The sequence below is a fragment of the Pseudomonas sp. SYWMCR5 genome (assembly GCF_057197165.1).
Window position 1 is genome coordinate 414,986 of record NZ_JBXUNH010000002.1, and the last position, 22,940, is coordinate 437,925.

Sequence of the window (22,940 nt, forward strand, 5' to 3'; positions counted from 1 at the left end):
TTGCTCAATGGGAGGAAACGTAGGGGGGTGAGCCAGAGGGGGCGGGCAGTGCGTAGGTCGCCTTCATCCAGTCGATTTCGGCTTGTGGCGTACGCCCGAAGAAACGCTTGAACTCGCGGCTGAACTGCGAGGGGCTCTCATAGCCGACGCTGAAGGCGGCTGCCGATGCGCTCAAGGCGTCGTGCAGCATCAGCAGCCGGGCCTGGTGCAGACGGGCCGACTTCAGGTACTGCATGGGCGAGGTGTTGGTCACGCTGCGAAAGTGTCGATGGAAACTGGGCACGCTCATGCTGGCCTCGCGGGCCAGCGACTCGACGTCCAGATGCTCCCGGTAGCGGCTGTGAATGGTGCGCAGTGCGCGGGTCAGCTTGGCGAAATGGCCGTGCCGACTCAAGGCTGCACGCAGCGAGCCGCCCTGGGCGCCAGAGAGGATGCGGTAGTAGATTTCACGCACCAGCGCCGGGCCGAGGATCTGCGCGTCGCTCGCGATGGTCATGGCTTCAAGAAAGCGCAGTGTCGTGGTCTGCAGCGCATCGTCCATGGGCGAGGCGTACATGCCCCGCGGCGGTTCGCTGCTGCTGCCCAGCAGTTCGTCCACCTGCAAGGTCAGCTCGCTGGCCAGTTGCAGGTCCAGGCGTATATAGATGGCCAGCATCGGCTCGTCTTCGCTGGCATCGGTTTCCATGGTGAAGGGCACAGGAACCGACACCACCAGGTAGTGCCGAGCGTCGTACACATACACCTCGTCAGCCAGGTAGCCGCGCTTGCAGCCTTGGCAGAGGATAACGATGCCGGGCTCGTAAAGCACCGGCACATGGCTCAGCGGCCGGTTCGAGCGCAGGAAGCGCACGTCTTGCAGCGCGCTGAGGTTATAGCCTTCCATCGGCGCGAGCTGCGTGAGCAACTGCACCATGCGCGCACAGCGGGTATCGGTCTGTGTCACTGCCCGGTCCTCTGCCTGGCGCTCAACCATCGGTCGAGCAGGTCAGGTCTTGCCATTGATCGATCTCCTGGCTCATGCGCTGCAGCTTGTCGCGCACCAGGCCCAGTGCGTCACTGCCCAGTAGCAGGTGGTCGGGCGGACTGGGGCTGGCGATGACCTGCAGGATCGCCTGGGCTGCCTTGCGCGGGTCGCCCAGCTGCTTGCCGCTCTTGTCCTGGCGTGCCTTGCGGATGGGGTCGAAGCGCTGGTCGTAGTCGGCGATGCTGCGTGGCGAACGCTGCATGGAACGACCGGCCCAGTCGGTACGGAACGAACCCGGCGCCACCGCAGTAACGGCGATGCCGAACGGGCGCAGTTCCTGGCTCAGGGTATCGGAAATGCCCTCCAGTGCGAACTTGCTCGAGCAGTAGTAGGCAATGCCCGGCATCGTGAGGGTGCCGCCCATGGAGGTGATGTTGATGATGTGGCCGGCCCGGCGCTGGCGAAAGTAGGGGACGAATGCCTTGGTGACGGCAACGGCGCCGAACACATTGACCTCGAACTGCCGGCGCATCTCTTCCAGCGGGGATTCCTCTAAAATCCCTTCATGGCCGTAGCCGGCGTTGTTCACCAGCACATCGACGGGGCCGTGAAGCGCCTGCACCTGTGCAACCACAGCGTCTATGCGGGCGAAGTCGGTGACATCGAGGATCACCCCGTGGGCGCGTTCGCTGTTCAGGGCCTGAAACGCTGTCAACGCGCTGTCGTTGCGTACGGTGCCGATGACGCGATGTCGGGCAGCGAGCGCCGCCTCGGCCAGGGCACTGCCGAAACCACTGCTGACGCCGGTAATGAAGAGAGTCTTGCTGTCGCTCATGATCGCGATCCTGGGTAGGGAGTACGCGAGCATGCTAGGTGGATTGGCTGATCGTCCCTATGCCGGGGGCTCTTGAAACCTTGCCCGTTTCTATCAAAAGCGAGCGTGGTGATAACCGCCAGGGATGCTGCAGGCAAAGAAAAGCCCGCTGGGGAGGGCGGGCGAAGTATTTCACGGATGTGGAGCAACTGTGCCAGCCGCGACGTGAAAATGTCGTGAAGGGGGTGTCAAAAAAATACCTACAACGGGCAGGAAACCAGTTTTGGGAAAGCACCTACTGCCAATGGCTATTTAGATGACATGCATCGCTAAAGCGCACCTAGAGAATCCCTTCTTGGTCAATGTCGATCAGCGTCTAGAGGAACGATTCCGTGTGCTTTCAAAAAACCAGAACCATGGGGGTGCTTCTGGCGCTCCTGGCGCTGCAGGGTTGCGCCAGTATCATCAGTGACTCCAAGTATCCGGTGAGTGTCACGAGCAGCCCGGCGGGTGCGAATTTCGAGGTCATCAACAAATCAGGGATGGTCGTTCATCGCGGCAGCACGCCTGCGGTGGTGACGCTGATGTCGGGGGAGGGTTATTTTCGTGGCCAAACCTACACGTTGCGTTTCATGAGAGAGGGATACCCAGATCGACAGGTCGAACTCGACTCGAGTGTGGACGGTTGGTACTGGGCGAACATCTTGTTTGGCGGTGCTATCGGCATGCTGATCGTCGATCCGCTGACCGGTGCGATGTACAAGTTGCCGGACGGGGTCTCGGCTGATCTGGGGCAGCCGGTGGCGGAGGCGGCGCAGGGCGCACTTCGGATCGTCTCGATCAATGACCTTGATCCCGCGCAGCGCGCCCAGCTTGTTTCCCTTCAATAAGGGGCGGTTGGACGGGGTGCAGAGAAGGCGGCATGCCCTGCACCCACATTGCGCTGTCAGAAGCCAGGTGCGATCTGCCCTTTGTAGCGGGTCAGGATGAATTGACGCACTTCAGGGGAGTTCAGCGCCTTGGCCAGCTTCTGGCGTTGCCCGGTGAGAAACAGCAGCACACCCAACGGCAGCCCCAACGCTACGGTAAAGCCCAGCGCCGTGCCGAGCATGCTCAGGGTCTCGAGGCAAGCGAGGCCGATTTCACCCCAGTCCAGATTGGCCAACAGCGCATTCATCGCCCACGCTCCTGGCGCAGCGCAGCCACCGGATGGGGCGCACGCAGGCGATCACCCTGGCCGAACAGCTTGTTGCGCAGGCTGCCTTCGGCATACTCGCGCTTGAACAGGCCGCGCGCCTGCAGTTCGGGGACCAACAGATCGACCACGGCAACGAAGGTTTCCGGTACGACCACGCTGGACAGGTTGAAGCCATCCACGTCAGTGTCTTCGACCCAGGCCTGCAACTGGTCGGCGACGGTCGTGGGCGACCCGACCAACAGCGGGCCGTCGCCGCCCAGGCAGCAATATTCGGCGATCTCGGCAACGGTCCAGGTCCGTGTCGGGTCGGCGCGGGTGAAGCCCTCGACTACCGACTGGATGGCTTCGCTGGGCACCTCGCGCAGGATCTGGTCGGGGCTGTAGGCGGCAAAGTCGATGCCTGTCCAACCCGACATCAGCGAGAGCGAACCACTGGCACTGGCGTACTCACGGTACTCGCGCAGACGGGCCTGCGCGGCCTCGTCGGTTTCGGCGACGATCACCGTGAGCTGTTCAAGGATCAGGATATCGGAGCCCTTGCGCCCGGCAGCGACCGCTGCGGCACGCAGATCGGCAACCTGCTTCTTCAGCACGGTCTTGCTCGGTGCTGCAACAAACACGCATTCGGCGTTGGCTGCGGCAAAGGCCCGCCCCCGGCTGGATGCACCGGCCTGGTAGAGCACCGGTGTGCGCTGTGGTGACGGGGCGCTGAGGTGAAAGCCTGGAACCTTGAAGTAGGTGCCGTCATGGTCGATGCCGTGGACCTTGGCCGGGTCGGTGTAGACGCCGCTGGCACGGTCGGCGCGCACGGCATCCTCCTCCCAACTGGTTTCCCACAGCTTGTAGCAGACCTGCAGGTATTCCTCGGCCAGGGCGTAGCGCTGGTCGTGGCTCATCTGCTCGGGCTGGCCGAGGTTGCGTGCCCCGCTGGACAGGTAGGAAGTCACGATGTTCCAGCCGGCACGGCCCTGGGTCAGGTGATCGAGGGTGCTCATGCGCCGGGCGAAAGGAAAGGGGTGTTCGAACGACACCGAGGCGGTCACGCCAAACCCCAGATGCCGGGTGGCTGCGGCCATTGCCGGTACCAATTGCAGCGGGTCGTTCAGCGGCACCTGGGCACCGCTGCGCAGCGCTTCATCGGCATTGCCGGCGTAGACGTCATAGACACCCAGCACATCGGCGAGGAACAGGCCGTCGATGCAGCCCCGCTCGAGGGTCTGGGCCAGTTCGATCCAGTAATGGATATCGGTGTAGCGCGTCGCCTGGTCGCGCGGATGGCGCCACAGCCCAGGCGACAGGTGCCCGACCGTGTTCATGGCAAAGGCATTGAGACGGATCTGCTTGGTCATGGCGCAGCCTCAGTTCCAGTCGTGGCGGGTGGGGCGGACACCGTTCAGGGCCCAGTTACCGACCAGGTGATATTTCCAGCGCACGGGGTCGTGCAGGGTATGCACGCGGGCATTGCGCCAGTGCCGGTCGAAGTTGTGCTGCAGCAGCGAGGAGCGGGTCCCGCCCAGTTCGAACAGGCGGTTGCTGGCCTCAATCGACACCTCGGTAGTCAGCACCTTGGCCTTGGCCACCGCCACCGAAGCGGCGGCGACGTTGTCGTCGTTCGGCGCGGGCTTGGCGGTATCCAGCACCTTGCCGGCACGCTCGAGCAGGGCCTCGGCGGCTTCCTGGCGGATCTCCAGGGAGCCGATCTGGATGATGGTGAGCGGATCCTCACTGGCTTTTTCGACACCGGCATCGATCCACGGACGGGCATGTTCGCGAACAAAGGCGATGGTGTCGTCCAGCGCCGCGCGGCCGATGCCGGCGTCAATTGCCGCAGTGGTCAGCTGGGCGAAGGGGCCGGCGAGGGTAGGGTGCTCGTAGGAGCGGTAGCTGGGGAACAGGTTGAATGCAGGCACGCGCAATCCGTCTAGCAGCACGGTGCCGCTGGAGGTGGTGCGCTGGCCCATGCTGTTCCAGTCGTCGACGACCACCAACCCAGGAGTGCCACGTGGCACAAAGGCCAGTTGTGCCCGGTCCTGTTCGTCCAGGGCCAGTACGCCGATCCAATGGGCATAGAGCGAGCCGGTGCAGTAGCCCTTGCGGCCGTCGATACGGTAGCCGTCAGCTTCGGCGACCAGGCGGGTACGGATGTCCTGGACGGTCTTGCCACCGGTTTCAGACAGTGCGTTGGCAAAGCGATGGCCTTTGAGTACCAGGTCGAAGAAGAAGCGGTGCTGCTCTTCGGTGCCTTGCAGGCGGATGTCTTCGAGCAGGCAGTAGTGGTTTTGCGGAATCTGTCCAAGCGACGGGTCGGCAGCCGAGACGATGGCGATCACCCGCGCCAGGGTGGCGAAGGATACTTCGGCACCACCATAGGCACGAGGCACAGTGATGCCCCACAGACCGCTGTTGGAATAGGCATCGACCACATCAGCCGGGACTTCTCGGCGCCGGTCACGCTCGGCGGCGCCTTCACGCAGCAGCGCGGCGACCTGATGGGCAACGGCGATGGCTTCTGCATCGTCGCGGATGACATGGGCATCCGGCTGGCGGATGTCGTAGGAGGCAGAAACGGCAGGCGTGGACATGGGTTCCTCGGGATACTGTGCGTGTACACAGATCACTGGAGCAGAAACCGTGCCAGCGAATTTATCTCAATAAAATCAGTAGCTTGGTGGATTTTATCGAACGAGGTGTCGCCCCTTGGGCAATCAGATGTTGGCCAGCTGTTGCTGAGCAGACAGTTGCCAGAGAGACATATCGCTGTACCTGCCGCCCCGCGACGCAGCATCGCTCGAAGGCAAAATGCTATCCCGACGTTTCTATGTAAGGGTTTTGTAAAAAACCATTTAAGAATTGTGAACAACTGTATCCTGAATTGACCTACACCATTGGCTAGACCCATGAACCAACTTCCGTCGCAGCCTGAGGCTGCACGCGGGGCGTTCTCCAGCTTTGAGGCGTGTCGCAATACCCAGAAAGGCCCTGTGGTGATCCTGGCGTCAGGCGCGTCAGCGAAAGATTTCCCGCTCGAAGATTTTGCCAGCGTCCCGATCATCGCCATGAATGGCTCGATTTCGATGCTGGTGGGCACGGATATGCGCCCATTCTTCTACATTTGCACCGACAAGGACTTCTGCAACCAGCAACCCGAGCTTTTTGCCATGGCGTTGCACTGCAGCCCCCGATTGGCACTGTGGCCGGAGCAGTTCGACCTGTTCGACCTGCCTGAGGACACCGAGCGCTACCCGCTGCTCAAGGCCCTGGACCCAACGTTTAGTGAATGGCTGGGGCTCGGGGATGGCCGCTATGCCCGCAACCGCACGCTGTGGAGCAAGCGGGCGCGTTCGATCGGTTTCAGCAGGAACCTCTCATACGGTTTCTTCGATGCCCGGACCGTGGCTTTTGTAGCCCTGCAACTGGCTTACCACCTGGGTTTCGACGATGTGCTACTGGTCGGCGTGGATCTGGACCAGTCGGCAGGGCGCTTTTACGAGACGTCCGGTGGCAAGCGCTCGCCCTGTGGCCTCGACCAGCACTGGGACAGTCGTATCCTGCCGTCACTGAGCCTGATGGCGCACCAGGTGATGGGCGAGCGTTTCCGCGTTCATAACCTCTCGGCCCGCTCACGCATCCCCCCGGCGTTGATCCCCAGGATCGACCTGCAGCAGGCCCGTGCCCTCGCGGCCCGAGCGACGGCCGTGGCGTGAGCATTACACGTCAAGAAAGCGGATGCAGCGCCATCGGGCGATAGGTAGAGTGCCGGGGTCGTCAGCCTGTATCAGGAGTTGCCATGTCCAGCGCCTTCACTCTCATGCCATCGCCAGTTGGCACCCTGACACTGGTCGCCCGTGGCGAATGCCTGGCCGCCGTGCTGTGGGAAGAGGAGCGTGCCAACCGGGTGCGCCTTGGCGAACTGCACCGTGATGACCAGGCGCCAGTGCTGCGGGAAACTGCCCATCAGTTGGGTGAGTATTTTGCCGGTCAACGCCAGCGCTTCGAGTTGCCCCTGGACTTCGATGGCACTGAATTCCAGCGCCAGGTCTGGGCGGCGCTGCTGACCATTCCTTTCGGCCAGACCCGCAGCTACAGCGATATCGCCCGACAGATCGGCAACCCCGCGGCGGTACGCGCGGTAGGGGCAGCCAATGGCCGCAACCCGATCTCGATCATCGCACCCTGCCATCGGGTGATCGGTGCCTCGGGCGGCCTTACAGGCTTTGCCGGCGGGTTGCCTGCCAAGCAGTACCTGCTGGCGCTTGAGGGCAGGCAGAGCCTGTCGCTGTTCTGAGCGCTCAGCTCAACCACCACGCCAACGCGCACAGCACCAGCGCGAGCACCGAGCCTACGAACAGGCTGTAGTGCCGCTGCGCCCGTCGGGCATGGCGTTCGACTTCACGCAGGTACTGGCCGGGTGTCGGCGCATCCGGGCGATGGCGCAACCCTTCGGCGATGTCTGCCAGCCTGCCGCGAATCAGCAAACCAACCAGGTAGTAGCAGGAGGCATAGCTGGCGAATGCCAGCAGCAGGTACTTCACGGGGATCCTTCCTTGGGTGATACAAAGGGAGAGGATACCCTCAGCCGCTCGCAACTAACCAGCAAAACTCAGGACGCCGGCCTTGCAGCGAAGCGCTGGCGGAACCAGTCATCGAGCATGGCCTTCTCGGCATACAGGCGATCGCTGCTGCCCACGCGGCCTGGGCGGCTCAGGTACATCTTGTCGCTGACGCGTTCCTCGGCCTTGTGCTCGGTCTGGCCGGGTTGAACGAGGGTGTAGCTGAGTTCGATGGTCGGCCAGGTGATTTCGCGCATGAAGCGTACGTTATAGGCCTGACTGTTCCAGGGTTCGTAGCGGCCGGCCAGATCAATGTCGCGGATGTCGATGTGTACTCGCTGACCGGGCTGAAGGTAGCGCTGGCCAAGTTTTTCCAGGTGCCGGGTGAGTGCCGTCATCACTTCTGGGTCGGCGCCGCGCTCATAGCCGGGGCTGTTCAGGCTGGCATCGCGGAATTTTTCCGGGTGATCGAAGCTGACCTGGACCTGCGCGGGCGGGATGCCTTGTGCCATGCTGTCGTATGCCAGCACCAGCAGTGCAGCGCAGGCTAGGGTAGAGCGCATGATGCACCTCCGCGACGGGCTCGTTGTCTCGCCATTCTACGCCTGGTGCCGGCGACACAGCAGAGGAATGATGTAATGGCGCGTTTTCGGCAGCTAGCTGCCAACGACAAAGGGCGGGACTTGGCGGTCGGCGATATCCACGGGCACTTCCAACGCCTGCAGGCCGCGCTCGAGCAGGCGGCATTCGATCCCGAGGTCGATCGGCTGTTCAGTGTCGGTGACCTGGTCGACCGGGGCCCGACCAGCGAAGAGGCCCTGAACTGGCTGGCGCATCCCTGGTTTCATGCGGTGCAGGGCAATCACGAAGCATTGGCCATCAGCCACTATCGCGGTGGCCGTGTTGATCTGGACATGTACCGTGCGGCGGGCGGGGGCTGGTTTCTCGACTTGCCCAAGGCTGAGCAGGCGCGCTTCGTCGAGCAGTTCGAACGCCTGCCGGTCGCGCTCGAAGTACAGACTGCCTGCGGGTTGGTCGGCATGCTGCATGCAGACAGTCCGTTCGCCGACTGGGCTGAGCTGCGCGCCTGCCTGCAGACTCGGGACGACCCTGCCGTGCGCGAGGTCTGCCAATGGTCGCGCCGGCGCCTGAAGAGCGCCGATAGCGAACCCATCCAAGGGCTGCGTGCGCTGCTGGTCGGGCACACCCCGGTGCTCACGCACAAGGTATTGGGCAACGTGTGGCACCTGGATACCGGTGGCTGGAGCAGCGGTTTTTTCAGCCTGCTGGATATCGGCACGCTGACGCTGATCAACGAGTGACACATCTGCGACCTTCCCAAAAACGACCACCCACACATTCGGGTTATGTCTGCAGCCAGCCAGACCTCCCATAGTGACCCCATCGGCTCAATCCGGAGCAGTCACACGATGGAGTTGCTATGCGCAAGGCACTGAAGGTGATTGGCGGTCTGTTGCTGGTGTCCTCGACGGCACTGGTGCAGGCAGCGGCAGAGGGGGACAGCAGCAACACGCTCAGGCTGTACAACTGGACTGACTACATCGGTGAAACCACCTTGGCCGACTTCGAAAAGGCCACCGGTATCAAAGTGGTGTACGACACCTTCGATGGCTATGAAACGGTCCAGACCAAACTGCTCACCGGGCGCTCCGGCTACGACCTGGTCATGCTCAATGCGTCGCTGGTACCGCCGCTGATCCAGGCCGGCGTATTCCAGGCCCTGGACAAACAGCAACTGCCCAGTTGGCACAACCTCGACGAGCAGGTGGTCAGCAACCTGCAAGGTTACGACCCTGGCCTGAAGTACTCGGCGCCCTACACCTGGGGCAGCTCCGGCGTTACCTACAACGTCGACAAGATCAAGGCGCGCATGCCCGACGCACCGATCGGCTCGCTGGCCATGTTGTTCGACCCGGCCATTGTTTCGCGCTTCGCCGATTGCGGGGTGACTTTGATGGACGCCCCCACCGAAGTGATTCCACTGGCCCTGCAGTACCTGGGCAAGGATCCGCGCAGCGCCGCACCTGCGGACCTCAAGGCTGCCGAACAGCTGCTGCTGGGCATCCGCCCCTATATCCGCAAGTTCGACTCGGTCAACTACCTGACCAGCCTGCCCAACGGCGACGTGTGCCTGGCTCTGACCTGGTCGGGTGACTACGCCACCGCCCAGGCGCGTGCGGTGGAGGCGAAGAAGGCTATCAAGCTGGCGTTCTTCATTCCCAAGGAAGGCTCGCTGATCTGGTTCGACAACCTCTACATCCCCAAGGATGCGCCGCACGTCAGCAACGCCCATCGCTTCATCGAGTTCCTGCTGCAGCCACAGACCATGGCCAAGGTGACCAACTTCATCCACTACGCCAACAGCAATGCCGCGGCCACCGCTCTGGTACAGGCCGATATCCGCCAGGACCCGGCGATCTACCCGGACGCCCAGACCCGCGAACGGCTGTTCGCGCAAAAGACCCAGACACCCAAGGACATGCGTGCGATCACGCGGGTCTGGAGCACGGTCAAGACCGGTTTCTGAACATTTTCGAACGATCCTCGCCAAGGAGCTGCCCATGGCCACTTCAAGCAACGCATTCGCTATCGCCCACGATCCATTGGTGGAAGCCGACAAGGCCCATTACATGCACGGTTATCATATGTTCGACGAGCATCGCCAACAGGGCGCGCTGAACATTATCGAAGGCGAAGGCGCCTACATCCGCGATACCCAAGGCAACCGCTTCCTCGATGCCGTTGGCGGCATGTGGTGCACCAACATTGGCCTGGGGCGCGAGGAAATGGCCTTGGCCATTGCCGACCAGGTGCGCAAGCTTGCCTATTCGAACCCGTTCTCGGACATGGCCAACGACGTGGCCATCGAGCTGTGCCGCAAGCTTGCGCAACTGGCACCGGGCGACCTGGACCATGTCTTCCTCACCACAGGTGGGTCTACTGCCGTGGACACCGCCTACCGGCTGATCCAGTACTACCAGAACTGCCGCGGCAAGCCGGGCAAGAAACACATCATCGCCCGCTACAACGCCTACCATGGCTCGACCACCCTGACCATGCAGATCGGCAACAAGGCCGCCGACCGGGTGCCTGAGTTCGACTACGCCCACGACCTGATCCACCACATCTCCAACCCCAACCCGTACCGCGCCCCGGACAACATGGACGAGGCCGAATTCCTCGATTTTCTGGTCGCCGAGTTCGAAGACAAGATTCTCTCCCTGGGCGCCGACAACGTTGCCGCCTTCTTCGCCGAACCGATCATGGGTTCGGGCGGAGTGATCATCCCACCCAAGGGATACTTCGCGCGCATGTGGCAGCTGTGCCAGACCTACGACATCCTGTTCGTCGCCGACGAAGTAGTGACTTCGTTCGGGCGCCTGGGCACCTTCTTTGCCAGCGAAGAACTGTTCGGCGTAACCCCAGACATCATCACCACAGCCAAGGGTCTGACCTCTGCCTACCTGCCGTTGGGTGCGTGCATCTTCTCCGAGCGCATCTGGCAGGTGATCGCCGAGCCGGGCAAGGGGCGCTGCTTTACCCACGGTTTCACCTACAGCGGCCATCCGGTGTGTTGCACGGCAGCACTGAAGAACATCGAGATCATCGAGCGCGAAAACCTGCTGGCCCACGTCAACGAGGTCGGCAGCTACCTGGAGCAGCGCCTGCAAACCTTGCGTGACCTGCCGCTGGTGGGCGATGTGCGCTGCCTCAAGCTGATGGCTTGTGTCGAATTCGTCGCCGACAAGGCGAGCAAGGCACTGTTCGACGATGCGATCAACATCGGTGAGCGCATCCATAGCAAAGCCCAGGCCAAAGGCCTGCTGGTACGGCCGATCATGCACTTGAACGTGATGTCGCCGCCGCTGATCGTCACCCGCGCCCAGGTTGACGAGATCGTCGAAACCCTGCGCCAGTGCATTCTCGAAACCGCGCGCGAGCTCACGGCGCAAGGGTTGTACCAGGGGCGATGAGCAGCCTGCAGCGGGCTGTGCGTGGGCGTGTCCGGCAGGCTAGACTGCCGGGCATGACCCAGGCCTCTCCCGACACACCGATTGCCCTTACCCTCGGCGCGCTGCAGCAGTGGCATGCGGCGCTGCAAAGTGCGTTGGCCCATAGCGAATCACCGCAGGCCCTGCAGTATCTGGCCAGGGCGCTGGGCCAGTTGGTGGCGGTCGAGTCGATGATGATCAGCGTCGAAAGCCAGGGACAGGCGCCGCGCCTGTTGTACCAGCAAGGCATTCCCGATGCCCATCGCGATGCCGTGCTCAACCGCTATTTCGCCGCCGGTTACCTGCTCGATCCTTTCTGCCTCGCGGTGCAGAGCGGGCTGGCTGAAGGTTTCTATCACCTCCAGGACATCGCGCCGGACAACTTCTTCGACAGTGACTACTACAAGGCCTATTACCTGGGCACTGGCTGCAGCGAAGACAGCTACTACATCGCCGACCTCAGCGATGGCCGCAAACTCTCCCTCAGCCTGTTCCAGGGCTGCAGCGGCACACGGCTGAGCGCGCAACAGATCGACCTGTTGCGTGCGGTCGAACCGATGGTGCGCGACCTGCTGGGCCGTTATGCACGGCATAACCTCGAACCCGGTGTCGCGACGCTGGAGCATGCAAGTCTGCAGGCTGCGTTCGACAGCTTCGGCTGCCAGGTGCTGACGGACCGCGAACGGGAAGTCGCGCACATGATCCTGCGCGGGCATTCGGTAAAGTCCACGGCGCAGGACCTCGGCATTTCGCCTGAAACCGTACGCATGCATCGCAAGAACCTCTATCTGAAGCTGGGCATCAACTCTCAGTCAGAGTTGTTCGCTCGTTTTATCGATTGGCTGCGTCAGGGCTAGGGCCAACCCGGGTTCCTGGTTCACGCGAGCTCAATCGGCTCTCCGGCACATTTCGTACAGAGCCTAAGAATCTGCTGGGAAAATCTAAGGTTCTAGTATGTAATTACAGCCTACATACCACGGTACGAAATCGTAGGAGCAAGCATGGCCCGGGGCGGCATCGACAAGGCGGCAGTACAGCAGGCACGGCAGGCGCTGATCGCCCGGGGCGAGCATCCGAGTATCGATGCGGTACGCATCGAGCTGGGCAACACCGGCTCGAAAACCACCATTCATCGCTACATGAAGGAGCTCGAGGCGCTGCAACCGCTGGCAGATAAACACTCACCGGCCCTCAGCGACACGTTGGGGCGTTTCGTCGGCCAACTGGCCGAGCAGTTGCGCGAGGAAGGGGAGGCGCGTATTCGCGACGCGCAGGCCGAATTCGATAAACAGCGCGAACAGTTGCAGGCGCAGTTGCAACTCGCCCAACAGGCGCTCGCTGCTGCTCACCAGCAACAACAGATTCAGGCCAGCGCCCTTGCGGCCGAGTCGGAAAGGCTCGAAACGGCGCTGACCACCCTGCAGGCCGAGCAATTGCGCAGCGCCAGCCTCAACCAATCCCTGGGCGAACTGCAGCTCAGGCTGGCCGACAAGGACGAGCAGTTGCAGCAGTCGCAAGGGGATTTGCGTCAGTTGCAGCAGGACGCGATCGCCCGCCAGGAACAACTGACACACCTGCACCGTGAGAATGAGCGCCTGCTGACCGAATGCCGACAGGCCAGCGCCCAGCACAAACAACTCGACGAACAATTGGAGCAGCGCGATGCCCAGGTTCAAGGGCTGCGCTCGATCCTGGCCCAGGCGCAGGGGGCGAGCGAGGAGGTGCGTCGGCAGTTGGACGGCGAGCGTCAGGCGCTGGTGGGTCAGCGTGACATCTGCGCCGAACAGATGCGCCTGATCGAGCGTCTGCAGGATCGTCTGATACAGAGCGAGGCGCGCTGTGCGCAGCTGGAGACCTTCCAGGCAAAGGGCGCGTAGATAAATCAAACTTCGCCAGGCCCGCGCTTTCTTCTGTAGACACCGTTACGGAGAACGCACTATGAGCGAACAGAAACGTCCACACCCTGCGCAAGGGCCTCACTCATCCGACAAGGCGTCCAGCAAGCAGGATCTGGGTTTTGATCCGGACTCCCCCGAGCTGGAGGATCCGCAAGTCGACCCGCAAGGTCCGGCAAAGCCACCCCGTGATCACGAGAAGAAAGGTAAGTGATCGAGTCATGACCTTCTGGGCGTGCGCACGCGGCAGCACGTACCGCGCCCGCAGGCCCGATGGTTCAGTTGTCGAGCTGGCGCGCTGCGTCTACGCCGGCACTGGACAACTTGATTGGATAACGCACGCTGATCTGGTGATCGGCATCGACATTGACGCTGCCATCATGGATCAAGCCGGCCTCCTGAAGCGTCTTGAGCATTCCGGCCACCGCCTTTTCGCCGCGGTAGTTGTCCAGCACTTCCTTGCCCAGGCCTTCAGGGTGGGCGTGCAGTAGCCGAGTCAGTACTTCGGCGCGCAGAGCATCATTACTCATATCAAGCCTCTCTGGTTACCTGTGGATCACTTGCCGTGCTTGGCCTGAAGCTGTTTGGCGTGCTCCAGGTGCTTCTCGAGGGTGGGCAGGGTCTCGCTGGCGAAAGCCTTGAGCTCCGGCTTGTCGGACGATGCGGCTTCCTTCTTGAACAGCTCCACGGCTTTCTCGTGGGCATCGACCTGATTGTTGACATAGGACTTGTCGAACGACTCGTCGCGCCATTCCAGGATCATCTTCTTGACCTTGTCGGTGAGCGCAGCCTCGTCAGGCACGCTGATATCCAGCTTGCGGGCGATATCACCGAGTTTCTGGTTGGCCTGGGTGTGACCGGTGACCATCTGCTGGGCAAAGGTCTTGATCTCCGCGTCCTTGCTCTTTTCCAGCGCCAGGTTGCCGGTTACGACTTCAGCGATACCTGCCTCGGTCGCCGCATCGACGAAGTCGTCGGAGGAAGCGGCCATCACCTGCACCGAGACAAGGCCCATGGCCATGCACAGACCGGCTCGCTTGAGGAACAGAGTATTCATGTGTCTCTCCTTGTCCGTGGTCGCGACATCGGTGTCGCAAACGGTTGAGCGCCGGTCGGCGGCGAAAGTTTGAAATTTCTCACCGGCGTCATGCTCTGCGGGAGAGGAATGAGGAGAGGGGGTTGCAAGTAAACTGTTATAACGTAACATTTGCTGAAATCAGCTTGTCTCAGGAAACCTACCGTGATCCGCAGAAACCCCTCCGGCCACCTCCCACAGATCGCCGAATCAGCCTACATCGACAAGACCGCGATCATCTGCGGCAAGGTCATCATCAAGGACCATGTGTTCGTCGGCCCCTACGCGGTCATCCGCGCCGACGAGGTGGACGCCACCGGGGACATGGAGCCGATCGTCATCGGCGCCAACTCCAACATTCAGGATGGTGTGGTCATTCACTCCAAGTCCGGAGCGGCGGTGAGCATCGGCGAGTACACCTCCATCGCCCACCGCTCCATCGTGCATGGCCCCTGCGTGGTCGGCGATCGGGTGTTCATCGGCTTCAACAGCGTGCTGTTCAATTGCCGCGTGGGTGATGGCAGCGTCGTGCGTCACAACTCGGTGGTCGACGGTCGCGACCTGCCAGAGCGCTTCTACGTACCGCCCACCGAACATATCGGCCCGCACACCGATCTCGATCGCTACCCACCCGTCAGCGTGTCGGCCTCGGAGTTCTCCGAGGATGTCGCCCGCACCAACATCGACCTGGTCCAGGGCTACAAGGCCCTGCAGAACGAGTTCTGATCATGGCCGACCTGCTGATACGCAACGCACGGCTGGTCAACGAAGGGCGCGAGTTCGAGGCTGACCTGCTGGTCGCCCGTGGGCGCATCGACAAGATCGCCGCGAGCATCGAAGGCGTGCGCGCTAAGGTCGAGATCGATGCGCAAGGGCAATGGTTGCTGCCGGGCATGATCGATGACCAGGTGCACTTTCGCGAACCCGGGGCAGGGCACAAAGGGAGCATTGCCAGTGAGTCGCGGGCTGCGGTGGCGGGTGGCATCACCAGCTTCATGGACATGCCCAACACCGACCCGCCAACCCTCACCACTGCGGCGCTGGCCGACAAGAAACGCCGCGCCGCGGCCAGCTCGCAGGCCAACTACGGTTTTCACTTCGGCGTCAGTCGCGACAACCTGGACACCATCGCCGCGCTCGACCCGCGTGAAGTCGCCGGGGTCAAGGTGTTCATGGGCGCGTCCACCGGCAACATGCTGGTGGACGACCCGCAGGTGCTCGAGCGGCTGTTCATCTACTGCCCGACCATCCTGCTGGCCCACTGTGAGCACACCCCGAGCATCCTGGCCAACGAGGCGCTGTGGCGTGAGCGCCATGGCGAATTCATTCCTGCGGCCGCTCACCCGCTGATTCGCGATGCCGAAGCCTGCTATCGCTCCTCGTCGATGGCCGTGGACATGGCCAGGCGTTTCGGTACACGCCTGCACGTACTGCACCTGACCACCGCGCGCGAACTGGCGCTGTTCGCCGCTGGCCCGGTACGCGACAAGCACATCACCGCCGAGGTCTGCCTGCACCACCTGCTGTTCGACGACAGTGACTACGCGCAGCTCGGCCATCTGATCAAATGCAATCCGGCCATCAAGACCCGTGCCGACCGTGACGCACTGCGCCAGGCGCTGGCCGGCGATGTGATCGACGTGATCGGAACCGATCATGCCCCGCATACGCTCGAGGAAAAGCGGCGAGTCTATGGCCGCGCGCCCTCGGGACTGCCGTTGGTGCAGCATGCCTTGCCGGCAGCGCTGGAGCTGGTCAGCGAGGGTGTGCTGAGCCTGACCCAGTTGGTCGACAAGACCAGCCACGCAGTGGCCCGCCTGTTCGCCATACGCGAGCGCGGTTTTCTGCGCGAAGGTTACTGGGCGGACCTGGCGCTGGTCGAGCGCCTGGCGCAACCGCGCCCGGTCGCCGATGATCCGATCCTGGCCCACTGCGGCTGGACACCTTTTCAGCATCGACACCTGCAGCATGTGGTGCGTACCACCGTGGTATCCGGCCAGCTGGCCTGGCACCAAGGCCAGGTGCAGCCACGCTGCCAGGGCCTGCCGCTGATGTTCGATCGATGACTCCTTTATTGCACGAGTGTGCCCCCATGACTGAAGAAGACTTGCTCCGCCAGCCGGCCGAGGCCTACATGAACGAGCCCCAGCGCCAGTACTTTCGTAACCTGTTGCTGGGGCAGCGGGTGGAGTTGCAGGAGCGCATAGAGCAGGACTTCCAGGCGTTGCGCGAGCAGGAAGTGCACAGCGACCCGGCCGATCTTGGCAGTGCCGAGGAGGAGCGGCACTGGCAGTTGCGCACCCTTGAGCGAGAGAAGCGCCTGCTGGACAAGATCGACCAGGCGTTGGAGCGCCTGGCCAAGGGGGATTACGGCTGGTGTGAGGAAACCGGCGAGCCGATCGGCCTGCGCCGCCTGCTGCTGCGTCCGACCGCGACCCTGTGCATAGAAGCCAAGGAGCGGCAGGAACTCAGGGAACGGCATTTGCGCGATGATGCCTAGTCGACCACCACGGGCTGGGCGTAAAGCTGCCAGCGCACTGAACTGACGCCTTTCTCCAGGCTCACCCGGCTCACCAGGCGCTCCAGTTGTGCAGGCGCCTGTGGCGTGCCCAGCAGTTCGGCGCGCACCTCCAGGCGCAGCGGGTCGTGCAGGTCTTCGCTGTGCAGCGACTGCAGGCGCAGGCCCGGGTCACTGAGGCTGTGCAGCATCAGGCTGCGCACCTGGATCTCGTCTTCTGCCCGGCAGACGATGCGCACCTCGAAGCGTTGCTCGACTTCACTGGCGGGCACGACGTCCTGGCGGTCCAGGCGCTGGGCGATGTCGCGCAGCAGGATGTTGGCACACAGCACCACCAGGCTGCCCAGGGTTGCCTCCAGCAACAGTCCCAGGCTGCACAGCACACCGATGGCCGCGGTGCACCAGAGCGTGGCAGCGGTGTTCAGGCCGCGCACGTTGAAACCATCGCGCATGATCACGCCACCACCGAGAAAGCCGATGCCGGACACGACATACGCGGCGATGCGCGAGGCGTCGCTGGGTTCCATGCCGGGTACCGCCTGGGTCATCAGCACGAACAGGCAGGCACCGGTGCTGACCAGCGCATTGGTGCGAAGGCCGGTCAGGCGCTGGCGCAGTTGACGTTCGGCACCGATCAGGGCGCCGAGTACGAGGGCCACGCTGACGCGCAGCAGAAATACTTTCCAATCCATAGCAAACCTCTTTCCACGGGCAACGGCCCGCACATGCGCCACTGGCAAATGTGACGCCAATAAAATGAATGAGCGCGCAGGACCACGACACTCGCCGGCAAGCGCTGGCTGAGCGGGGAAAGAAGAGGGGAAATCTGCCTTCGCAGGCGAGATGGACCGCCGTCTACCGTGTTCGGCAAGACAGCGGCAGGAATGCTGCCGGACTAGCTTGCCGTGTGGACCTGTCGCAATCGACTGGGGCTACTGTCCAATGCAGGACTCCTGTAGGGGATGCATAAGTGCGTCGCGGACCTTACGCCTGCAGTTGCGCAGAATCAAGGGCGAATTCATGACAATTGCTTCATTGCCGAAACCTCCTACCGTTTCCGGTGCGTTCATCAGCGGTGGTAACCTTGGCGCCTTTCACCATCCACGCCGGACTGTCCCATGCTGTTCAACATCGCCGTGCTGCTCGCCACCCTGGTGGCCATGGAGGGTGTCGGCACACTGGCCCACAAGTACGTCATGCACGGCTGGGGCTGGTGGCTGCACCGCTCGCACCATGAGCCGCACCTGGGTGTGCTCGAGACCAATGACCTCTACCTGGTGGCACTGGCCCTGATCGCCGCTGGCCTGATGGCCCTGGGCAAGGCCGGCTACGCGCCCCTGCAGTGGGTCGGTGGAGGTGTCGCGGGCTATGGCGTGCTGTACGTGGTGGCCCACGACGGTTTCTTCCATCGGCACTGGCCGCGTAAACCCAAACCCATGCAGCGCTACCTCAAACGCCTGTACCGGGCGCATCGGCTTCATCACGCGGTGAAAGGACGCGAAGGTAGCGTGTCGTTCGGCTTCTTCTACGCGCCGCCGCTGCGCGAGCTCAAGCGCCAGTTGCGCGCGCGGCGGGGCGACTGAGTCGCGCAGGTTTCAATTCGTGGTTTCCTGCACGGCAATGGCCTCTTTGTGCCCTCGACTCACCCACCAGCCAAAGGCTGCAGCTGTGAAGAACATGATCAGGCTGTAGATCGCTGCCGGCACGGCCATGGTGGGGTTGTTCAGCAAGCTGGGACTCAACGCCAGCGCGATGGCCAAGGTGCCGTTGTGAATGCCGATCTCCATGCCGATGGCGATCGCCTGGCGTTTCGGGATGCGCAACAGGCGTGGCACCCAATACCCCAGCCCCAGGCTGATCACGTTGAACAACAGCGCGGCGACACCCACCACCGGCGCGTACTCCACCACTGTCTGCCAGTCCTTGGCCAGTGCCAAAACGATGGTGAAGGCCAGGAACAACGCCGCTACCAGCTTCATCGGTTTCTCCATCCGCGCGGCAAAGCCCGGTGCGTAGCGGCGGATCAGCATGCCCAGGCCCACGGGCAGCAGGACGATGGCAAACACCTGCATGACCTTGGCAAATTGCAGCGGGATGGCCTGGTCCGACTCCATGAAGTAGATCAGCGACAGGTTGACCAGCAGTGGCATGGTGAGGATGGCGATCAGCGAGTTGACCGCCGTCAGCGTGATGTTCAGTGCCACGTCGCCATGTGCCAGGTGGCTGAACAGGTTCGCGGTAGTCCCGCCCGGCGATGCGGCCAAGAGCATCAGGCCCACTGCCAGCGCGGCCTCCAGGCCAAACCCGTTGGCGATCAGGAAGCAGATGAACGGCAGCAACAGAATCTGACAGGCCAGGCCGACCAGCACGGGCTTAGGATATTTCACCACTCGGGCGAAGTCGGCGAGGGTCAGCGACAACCCCAGGCCTAGCATGATGATGCCCAGGGCGATGGGCAGGAAGGCTGTCAGCAAGGGGGAGGCGGTCATCGGCATGCTCGTGGGTGAAGGATTCCGAACAGTGTAGGCAGGCTCCATCGATCAGCTAATCGCAAAGTGCCGGCCTTTGGTAACTGATTATTTCTGGATGAGCCACACCTCGCCGCGACCTGACGCGTTGCGATGGGCTGCCGAGCACAGTAGGATTCGCGCTTTTGCCGAAGGATTAGCTCGTCATGTCGTTCCAGCAAGGTCTGCTCGCCACTCCGGTGCCGGCCCACGCCCGTCACCTGTTCTTTGCCCTGCATACGGGGGAGGCGTTGCCTGCCGTTCTGGATGCCTTGTTGCAGCAAGTCGACGGCCACAGCCTGATCCTGGCCGTCGGCGCGCCGCTGGCCAAGGCACTGGGGCGCGATGTCCCGGGCTTGCGCAGTTTCCCGCAGTTGGACGCAGCGGTCGAAAATCCGGCCACCCAGCATGCCCTGTGGCTCTGGCTGCGTGATGACGCGCGTGGTGATCTGTTCCTGCGTGCCCAAGCCCTGGAGCAGGCCCTGGCGCCGGCTTTCACACTGGTCGACAGTGTCGATGGTTTTCTGCACCACGGCGGACACGACCTGACCGGCTATGAAGACGGCACCGAAAACCCGCGGGACAACGATGCTGTCGACGCAGCCATCGTGGCGGGCGAGCAAGCGGGCCTGGCAGGTTCCAGTTTCGCTGCGTTCCAGCTGTGGAAACACGATCTCAACTACTTCAAGTCGCTGCCTCAGCCAGAGCAGGATGACATCATTGGCCGTCGCCTGAGCGACAACGAGGAGCTGGAAGACGCGCCGGAGTCGGCCCACGTCAAGCGTACCGCGCAGGAGAGCTATGACCCCGGGGCCTTCATGGTGCGCCGTTCGGTGGCCTGGGCCGACAACCGTGGCGCAGGGCTGGCCTTCGTTGCCCTGGGCCGCTCGTTCGATGCCTTCGAAGTCCAGCTGCGGCGCATGAGTGGCCTGGAAGATGGCGTGGTCGATGCCTTGTACCGCTTCAGCCGACCACTGACCGGCGGCTACTACTGGTGCCCGCCAATGGGGGCTGAAGGCCTGGACCTGCGCCTGTTGCTCGGTTAAATATCCCGATACAGAATCGCTGCGCATCGCAGGGTAGAGCGACTAGCCTTGAAGGTTTCCCCCTGTAAACGGGAGCCTCCTTCATGTACGCACGTCGCGATGTCCTGCGTGCCAGCGCCGCGCTTGGCGCACTGGCCCTGAGCCCTTGGCTGCGCGCCGAGTCCGGCAGCGGCCTGCTGACCCGCAAGATCCCCGCCACCGGTGAGGCCTTGCCGGTCATCGGTGCCGGCACTTCCGGTAGTTTCGAGGTCCAGGCCGGCTCTGCCCAGTACCAACAGCTCAAGCTTGTGCTCGAGGCGTTCTTCAAAGGCGGCGGCAAGGTCATCGACACCTCGCCCAACTACGGCGGTGCCGACGCCATTCTCGGCCAGTTGCTGGAGGAGGGCGGCTGGCACCGTCAGTGTTTCATCGCCACCAAGATCGCTGCCGACAGCCGGGAAGGGGCCGAACGGCAATGGGTGCAAAGCCTTTCCAGCCTGCGCACCGACAAGGTCGACTTGCTGCAGATCCACAACCTGCGCGACTGGCAGACCCAGCTACCCTATGCCCGGGAGTTGAAGCAGCAAGGCAAGACGCGCTATGTGGGCATCACTCACTATCTCAACAGTGGGCAGGATGAGGTGGCGCGCATCGTGCGCAGCGAGCCGCTGGACTTCATCCAGATCAACTACTCGGTGAACGCTCCGGATGCCGCGCACGAGCTGCTGCCGCTGTGCCAGGACAAAGGCGTCGCGGTGCTGGTCAACCGTGCTTTCGACGATGGCCGGCTGTTCGCCCGGGTCAAGGATCAGGCATTGCCATCTTGGGCGGGCGAGGCGGGTATCGGCAGTTGGGCGCAGCTGTTCCTGAAGTTCGCCATCAGTCACCCGGCGGTGACCACGGTAATTCCTGCGACCGGCCGCCCGGACCGTCAGCTTGACCAGCTCAAGGCTGGCAGCGAGCCGCTGCTGAGCGAAGCCCAGCGCCAGGCGCTGATCAAGCAATTTGCCTGACGCCATGAACGGCTGGCGGCGGCGCCTGGACCAGAGCCTCAACATCCAGCCCGGCGAAGGCCCGGCAGTGGTCGCAGGCCTTGCGCTGTTCTACCTGCTGTTCACGGGGTATTTCATGCTGCGCCCCGTCCGCGAAACCATGGGCGTGGCAGGAGGTGTGGACAATCTGCAATGGCTGTTCACCGGCACCTTCATTGCGACCCTGGCCTGCCTGCCGCTATTCGGCTGGCTTGCTTCACGGGTGAAGCGGCGGCGCATCCTGTCGTGGACCTACGCCTTCTTTACCAGCAACCTGCTGTTGTTTGCTGTGCTCTTTGCCCGTGATCCAGATGACCTCTGGAATGCACGGGCTTTTTATATCTGGCTGTCGGTGTTCAACCTGCTGGCCATCTCCCTGGCCTGGAGCGTACTGGCAGACCTGTTTTCCAGCGAGCAGGGCAAGCGCCTGTTCGGCCTGCTGGCGGCGGGTGCAAGCCTTGGCGGCCTGAGCGGGCCGATTCTTGGCACTCTGCTGGTTTCTCCCCTCGGGCACGCGGGTTTGTTGGTGCTGGCGGGCGTCTGTCTGCTTGGCAGCATAGGCGCTGCTCTGTACCTGCAACACTGGCGTGAGCTGAATCCGCTGCCGACCAGCACCGCGCATCCGAGCTCTCGGCCGCTGGGCGGGAATCCGTTTTCCGGCGCCACCGCCGTGCTGCAGTCGCCCTACCTGCTGAGTATCGCGTTGTTCGTCATACTGCTGGCCAGCGTCAGCACCTTCCTGTATTTCGAGCAGGCCCGTATCGTCAGCGAGACGTTCAGCGACCGTACACGGCAGACACAAGTCTTTGGCCTGATCGACACAGTCGTGCAAACGCTGGCGATACTCACCCAGGTCTTTCTCACCGGACGCCTGGCCCGGCGCCTGGGTGTCGCTGTGTTACTGGTGGGCGTGCCACTGGTGATGGCGGTCGCCTTCATCTGGCTGGCGCTGGCGCCGGTCTTTGCGGTGTTCGTTTTCGTGATGGTCGTGCGTCGTGCAGGCGAGTACGCCCTGGTGCGCCCGGGACGGGAGATGCTCTTCACCGTCTTGCCCGCTGATGAGAAGTACAAAGCCAAGAACTTTATCGACACCGTGGTCTACCGCGGCGGCGATGCCTTGAGCGGTTGGGTCAAGCGCGGCCTGGACCTGCTGGGCGAGCATCCGCAGTTGGCCATGTCGATCGGCGCCATCCTCGCGCTTGGCTGGGGCGTTACCGGCGCCTGGCTGGGCCGTCGCCAGCGTAGCCTCGAAAACGCCCCGTAACTCAAAGCACCTCGCGCCAAATACAGCGCCGTTGCACCTTTAGCGCCACCGGTCTGCCAGATCGGTAATAAACCGAATCCCCTGCT

At 62.8% G+C, this 22,940-nt stretch carries 26 protein-coding genes and 1 pseudogene; 16 read left to right on the forward strand and 11 right to left on the reverse strand.

Features of this window, described 5'->3' with window-relative positions; genetic code table 11:
* Nucleotides 1-4: 4 nt before the first annotated feature.
* Complete coding sequence (locus tag AC2CGW_RS07765; protein ID WP_484573805.1) at nt 5-943, reverse strand: AraC family transcriptional regulator; 939 nt, start codon at nt 941-943, stop codon at nt 5-7.
* A 22-nt stretch (nt 944-965) separates the two neighbouring features.
* Nucleotides 966-1,799, reverse strand: a complete 834-nt coding sequence (locus tag AC2CGW_RS07770; protein WP_484573806.1) for an oxidoreductase — start codon at nt 1,797-1,799, stop codon at nt 966-968.
* A 371-nt stretch (nt 1,800-2,170) separates the two neighbouring features.
* On the opposite strand from AC2CGW_RS07770, the gene AC2CGW_RS07775 reads away from it, so the two are divergent.
* Nucleotides 2,171-2,668, forward strand: coding sequence for a hypothetical protein (locus tag AC2CGW_RS07775; RefSeq protein ID WP_484573807.1), 498 nt, complete (start codon nt 2,171-2,173; stop codon nt 2,666-2,668).
* Between the two features lie 140 nt (nt 2,669-2,808).
* Here the strand turns inward: AC2CGW_RS07775 and AC2CGW_RS07780 are convergent.
* The 3 genes and pseudogenes from AC2CGW_RS07780 to AC2CGW_RS07790 form a co-directional block, all read right to left on the reverse strand.
* A pseudogene (locus AC2CGW_RS07780) lies at nt 2,809-2,955 on the reverse strand (metal ABC transporter permease); the annotation flags it as partial.
* Nucleotides 2,952-4,325 (reverse strand): LLM class flavin-dependent oxidoreductase, encoded by a 1,374-nt coding sequence (locus tag AC2CGW_RS07785; RefSeq protein ID WP_186709125.1) that lies wholly within the window; start codon nt 4,323-4,325, stop codon nt 2,952-2,954. The gene AC2CGW_RS07785 and the pseudogene AC2CGW_RS07780, both read right to left, overlap by 4 nt.
* A gap of 9 nt (nt 4,326-4,334) precedes the next feature.
* The gene (locus AC2CGW_RS07790; RefSeq protein WP_186664582.1) at nt 4,335-5,558 is read right to left on the reverse strand and encodes an SfnB family sulfur acquisition oxidoreductase; all 1,224 of its coding nucleotides are present in this window, start codon (nt 5,556-5,558) and stop codon (nt 4,335-4,337) included.
* A 315-nt stretch (nt 5,559-5,873) separates the two neighbouring features.
* Here AC2CGW_RS07790 and AC2CGW_RS07795 point away from each other — a divergent pair, with 315 nt between their 5' ends.
* Complete coding sequence (locus AC2CGW_RS07795; protein WP_288377429.1) at nt 5,874-6,680, forward strand: lipopolysaccharide biosynthesis protein; 807 nt, start codon at nt 5,874-5,876, stop codon at nt 6,678-6,680.
* Nucleotides 6,681-6,763: 83 nt separating this feature from the next.
* Nucleotides 6,764-7,261 (forward strand): methylated-DNA--[protein]-cysteine S-methyltransferase, encoded by a 498-nt coding sequence (locus AC2CGW_RS07800; protein ID WP_186719420.1) that lies wholly within the window; start codon nt 6,764-6,766, stop codon nt 7,259-7,261.
* Between the two features lie 4 nt (nt 7,262-7,265).
* Here AC2CGW_RS07800 and AC2CGW_RS07805 read toward each other — a convergent pair whose 3' ends face one another.
* The gene (locus AC2CGW_RS07805) at nt 7,266-7,508 is read right to left on the reverse strand and encodes a hypothetical protein (protein WP_288377430.1); all 243 of its coding nucleotides are present in this window, start codon (nt 7,506-7,508) and stop codon (nt 7,266-7,268) included.
* Nucleotides 7,509-7,576: 68 nt separating this feature from the next.
* A complete protein-coding gene (locus AC2CGW_RS07810) occupies nt 7,577-8,089 on the reverse strand; it encodes a DUF3016 domain-containing protein (protein ID WP_288377431.1) in 513 nt (170 codons plus the stop codon).
* A gap of 75 nt (nt 8,090-8,164) precedes the next feature.
* On the opposite strand from AC2CGW_RS07810, the gene AC2CGW_RS07815 reads away from it, so the two are divergent.
* The 6 genes from AC2CGW_RS07815 to AC2CGW_RS07840 all read left to right on the forward strand — a co-directional run bounded on the left by AC2CGW_RS07815 (nt 8,165) and on the right by AC2CGW_RS07840 (nt 13,648).
* Nucleotides 8,165-8,848: a metallophosphoesterase gene (locus tag AC2CGW_RS07815; protein ID WP_186664590.1), complete on the forward strand. Its 684-nt coding sequence runs from the start codon at nt 8,165-8,167 to the stop codon at nt 8,846-8,848.
* 119 nt (nt 8,849-8,967) lie between these two features.
* Nucleotides 8,968-10,074: a polyamine ABC transporter substrate-binding protein gene (locus AC2CGW_RS07820; protein WP_125929863.1), complete on the forward strand. Its 1,107-nt coding sequence runs from the start codon at nt 8,968-8,970 to the stop codon at nt 10,072-10,074.
* A gap of 34 nt (nt 10,075-10,108) precedes the next feature.
* A complete protein-coding gene (locus tag AC2CGW_RS07825) occupies nt 10,109-11,521 on the forward strand; it encodes an aminotransferase (RefSeq protein ID WP_288377435.1) in 1,413 nt (470 codons plus the stop codon).
* A complete protein-coding gene (locus tag AC2CGW_RS07830; RefSeq protein WP_186709147.1) occupies nt 11,518-12,396 on the forward strand; it encodes a helix-turn-helix transcriptional regulator in 879 nt (292 codons plus the stop codon). The genes AC2CGW_RS07825 and AC2CGW_RS07830 overlap by 4 nt, the downstream gene beginning before the upstream one ends.
* A 144-nt stretch (nt 12,397-12,540) precedes the next feature.
* Entirely contained in the window at nt 12,541-13,416 is an 876-nt protein-coding gene (locus tag AC2CGW_RS07835) for a DNA-binding protein (RefSeq protein ID WP_288377437.1), read from the forward strand.
* Between the two features lie 61 nt (nt 13,417-13,477).
* Nucleotides 13,478-13,648, forward strand: coding sequence for a DUF6021 family protein (locus tag AC2CGW_RS07840; RefSeq protein WP_288377438.1), 171 nt, complete (start codon nt 13,478-13,480; stop codon nt 13,646-13,648).
* 64 nt (nt 13,649-13,712) lie between these two features.
* Here AC2CGW_RS07840 and AC2CGW_RS07845 read toward each other — a convergent pair whose 3' ends face one another.
* Both AC2CGW_RS07845 and AC2CGW_RS07850 read right to left on the reverse strand, forming a co-directional pair.
* Nucleotides 13,713-13,964: a hypothetical protein gene (locus AC2CGW_RS07845; protein WP_186664596.1), complete on the reverse strand. Its 252-nt coding sequence runs from the start codon at nt 13,962-13,964 to the stop codon at nt 13,713-13,715.
* A gap of 26 nt (nt 13,965-13,990) precedes the next feature.
* Nucleotides 13,991-14,491 (reverse strand): DUF4142 domain-containing protein, encoded by a 501-nt coding sequence (locus AC2CGW_RS07850; protein WP_186719413.1) that lies wholly within the window; start codon nt 14,489-14,491, stop codon nt 13,991-13,993.
* A gap of 183 nt (nt 14,492-14,674) precedes the next feature.
* On the opposite strand from AC2CGW_RS07850, the gene AC2CGW_RS07855 reads away from it, so the two are divergent.
* The 3 genes from AC2CGW_RS07855 to dksA are packed head-to-tail and all read left to right on the forward strand — an operon-like array spanning nt 14,675 to nt 17,009.
* On the forward strand, nt 14,675-15,235 hold the full coding sequence (locus AC2CGW_RS07855; protein WP_186664598.1) for a gamma carbonic anhydrase family protein: 561 nt from the start codon (nt 14,675-14,677) through the stop codon (nt 15,233-15,235).
* Nucleotides 15,236-15,237: 2 nt separating this feature from the next.
* Nucleotides 15,238-16,575 (forward strand): dihydroorotase, encoded by a 1,338-nt coding sequence (locus tag AC2CGW_RS07860; RefSeq protein ID WP_186709151.1) that lies wholly within the window; start codon nt 15,238-15,240, stop codon nt 16,573-16,575.
* A gap of 26 nt (nt 16,576-16,601) precedes the next feature.
* The gene (gene dksA / locus AC2CGW_RS07865; RefSeq protein WP_186709155.1) at nt 16,602-17,009 is read left to right on the forward strand and encodes an RNA polymerase-binding protein DksA; all 408 of its coding nucleotides are present in this window, start codon (nt 16,602-16,604) and stop codon (nt 17,007-17,009) included.
* Here the strand turns inward: dksA and AC2CGW_RS07870 are convergent.
* A complete protein-coding gene (locus tag AC2CGW_RS07870; RefSeq protein ID WP_186664602.1) occupies nt 17,006-17,719 on the reverse strand; it encodes an MgtC/SapB family protein in 714 nt (237 codons plus the stop codon). The genes dksA and AC2CGW_RS07870 overlap by 4 nt on opposite strands.
* 426 nt (nt 17,720-18,145) lie before the next feature.
* On the opposite strand from AC2CGW_RS07870, the gene AC2CGW_RS07875 reads away from it, so the two are divergent.
* Entirely contained in the window at nt 18,146-18,610 is a 465-nt protein-coding gene (locus tag AC2CGW_RS07875; protein WP_186664603.1) for a sterol desaturase family protein, read from the forward strand.
* 12 nt (nt 18,611-18,622) lie between these two features.
* Here AC2CGW_RS07875 and AC2CGW_RS07880 read toward each other — a convergent pair whose 3' ends face one another.
* Nucleotides 18,623-19,516 carry a bile acid:sodium symporter family protein gene (locus AC2CGW_RS07880; protein WP_186664604.1) on the reverse strand — a complete coding sequence of 298 codons (894 nt, stop codon included), beginning with the start codon at nt 19,514-19,516 and terminating at the stop codon, nt 18,623-18,625.
* A gap of 185 nt (nt 19,517-19,701) precedes the next feature.
* Between AC2CGW_RS07880 and AC2CGW_RS07885 the strand changes: the two genes are divergently transcribed.
* The 3 genes from AC2CGW_RS07885 to AC2CGW_RS07895 all read left to right on the forward strand — a co-directional run bounded on the left by AC2CGW_RS07885 (nt 19,702) and on the right by AC2CGW_RS07895 (nt 22,854).
* Nucleotides 19,702-20,580 carry a Dyp-type peroxidase gene (locus AC2CGW_RS07885; protein WP_186664605.1) on the forward strand — a complete coding sequence of 293 codons (879 nt, stop codon included), beginning with the start codon at nt 19,702-19,704 and terminating at the stop codon, nt 20,578-20,580.
* 83 nt (nt 20,581-20,663) lie between these two features.
* Entirely contained in the window at nt 20,664-21,572 is a 909-nt protein-coding gene (locus AC2CGW_RS07890) for an aldo/keto reductase (RefSeq protein WP_484573808.1), read from the forward strand.
* A gap of 4 nt (nt 21,573-21,576) precedes the next feature.
* On the forward strand, nt 21,577-22,854 hold the full coding sequence (locus tag AC2CGW_RS07895) for an NTP/NDP exchange transporter (RefSeq protein ID WP_484574007.1): 1,278 nt from the start codon (nt 21,577-21,579) through the stop codon (nt 22,852-22,854).
* The last annotated feature ends 86 nt before the right edge of the window (nt 22,855-22,940 follow it).

What these genes read in the sequence shown, in the direction of transcription:
- AC2CGW_RS07770 (WP_484573806.1), bottom strand. Translation starts at nt 1,799, where the DNA reads ATGAGCGACAGCAAGACTCTCTTCATTACCGGCGTCAGCAGTGGTTTC.
- AC2CGW_RS07785 (WP_186709125.1), bottom strand. Translation starts at nt 4,325, where the DNA reads ATGACCAAGCAGATCCGTCTCAATGCCTTTGCCATGAACACGGTCGGG.
- AC2CGW_RS07790 (WP_186664582.1), bottom strand. Translation starts at nt 5,558, where the DNA reads ATGTCCACGCCTGCCGTTTCTGCCTCCTACGACATCCGCCAGCCGGAT.
- AC2CGW_RS07795 (WP_288377429.1), top strand. Translation starts at nt 5,874, where the DNA reads ATGAACCAACTTCCGTCGCAGCCTGAGGCTGCACGCGGGGCGTTCTCC.
- AC2CGW_RS07800 (WP_186719420.1), top strand. Translation starts at nt 6,764, where the DNA reads ATGTCCAGCGCCTTCACTCTCATGCCATCGCCAGTTGGCACCCTGACA.
- AC2CGW_RS07810 (WP_288377431.1), bottom strand. Translation starts at nt 8,089, where the DNA reads ATGCGCTCTACCCTAGCCTGCGCTGCACTGCTGGTGCTGGCATACGAC.
- AC2CGW_RS07815 (WP_186664590.1), top strand. Translation starts at nt 8,165, where the DNA reads ATGGCGCGTTTTCGGCAGCTAGCTGCCAACGACAAAGGGCGGGACTTG.
- AC2CGW_RS07820 (WP_125929863.1), top strand. Translation starts at nt 8,968, where the DNA reads ATGCGCAAGGCACTGAAGGTGATTGGCGGTCTGTTGCTGGTGTCCTCG.
- AC2CGW_RS07825 (WP_288377435.1), top strand. Translation starts at nt 10,109, where the DNA reads ATGGCCACTTCAAGCAACGCATTCGCTATCGCCCACGATCCATTGGTG.
- AC2CGW_RS07830 (WP_186709147.1), top strand. Translation starts at nt 11,518, where the DNA reads ATGAGCAGCCTGCAGCGGGCTGTGCGTGGGCGTGTCCGGCAGGCTAGA.
- AC2CGW_RS07835 (WP_288377437.1), top strand. Translation starts at nt 12,541, where the DNA reads ATGGCCCGGGGCGGCATCGACAAGGCGGCAGTACAGCAGGCACGGCAG.
- AC2CGW_RS07840 (WP_288377438.1), top strand. Translation starts at nt 13,478, where the DNA reads ATGAGCGAACAGAAACGTCCACACCCTGCGCAAGGGCCTCACTCATCC.
- AC2CGW_RS07845 (WP_186664596.1), bottom strand. Translation starts at nt 13,964, where the DNA reads ATGAGTAATGATGCTCTGCGCGCCGAAGTACTGACTCGGCTACTGCAC.
- AC2CGW_RS07850 (WP_186719413.1), bottom strand. Translation starts at nt 14,491, where the DNA reads ATGAATACTCTGTTCCTCAAGCGAGCCGGTCTGTGCATGGCCATGGGC.
- AC2CGW_RS07860 (WP_186709151.1), top strand. Translation starts at nt 15,238, where the DNA reads ATGGCCGACCTGCTGATACGCAACGCACGGCTGGTCAACGAAGGGCGC.
- dksA (WP_186709155.1), top strand. Translation starts at nt 16,602, where the DNA reads ATGACTGAAGAAGACTTGCTCCGCCAGCCGGCCGAGGCCTACATGAAC.
- AC2CGW_RS07870 (WP_186664602.1), bottom strand. Translation starts at nt 17,719, where the DNA reads ATGGATTGGAAAGTATTTCTGCTGCGCGTCAGCGTGGCCCTCGTACTC.
- AC2CGW_RS07875 (WP_186664603.1), top strand. Translation starts at nt 18,146, where the DNA reads ATGCTGTTCAACATCGCCGTGCTGCTCGCCACCCTGGTGGCCATGGAG.
- AC2CGW_RS07880 (WP_186664604.1), bottom strand. Translation starts at nt 19,516, where the DNA reads ATGACCGCCTCCCCCTTGCTGACAGCCTTCCTGCCCATCGCCCTGGGC.
- AC2CGW_RS07885 (WP_186664605.1), top strand. Translation starts at nt 19,702, where the DNA reads ATGTCGTTCCAGCAAGGTCTGCTCGCCACTCCGGTGCCGGCCCACGCC.
- AC2CGW_RS07890 (WP_484573808.1), top strand. Translation starts at nt 20,664, where the DNA reads ATGTACGCACGTCGCGATGTCCTGCGTGCCAGCGCCGCGCTTGGCGCA.
- AC2CGW_RS07895 (WP_484574007.1), top strand. Translation starts at nt 21,577, where the DNA reads ATGAACGGCTGGCGGCGGCGCCTGGACCAGAGCCTCAACATCCAGCCC.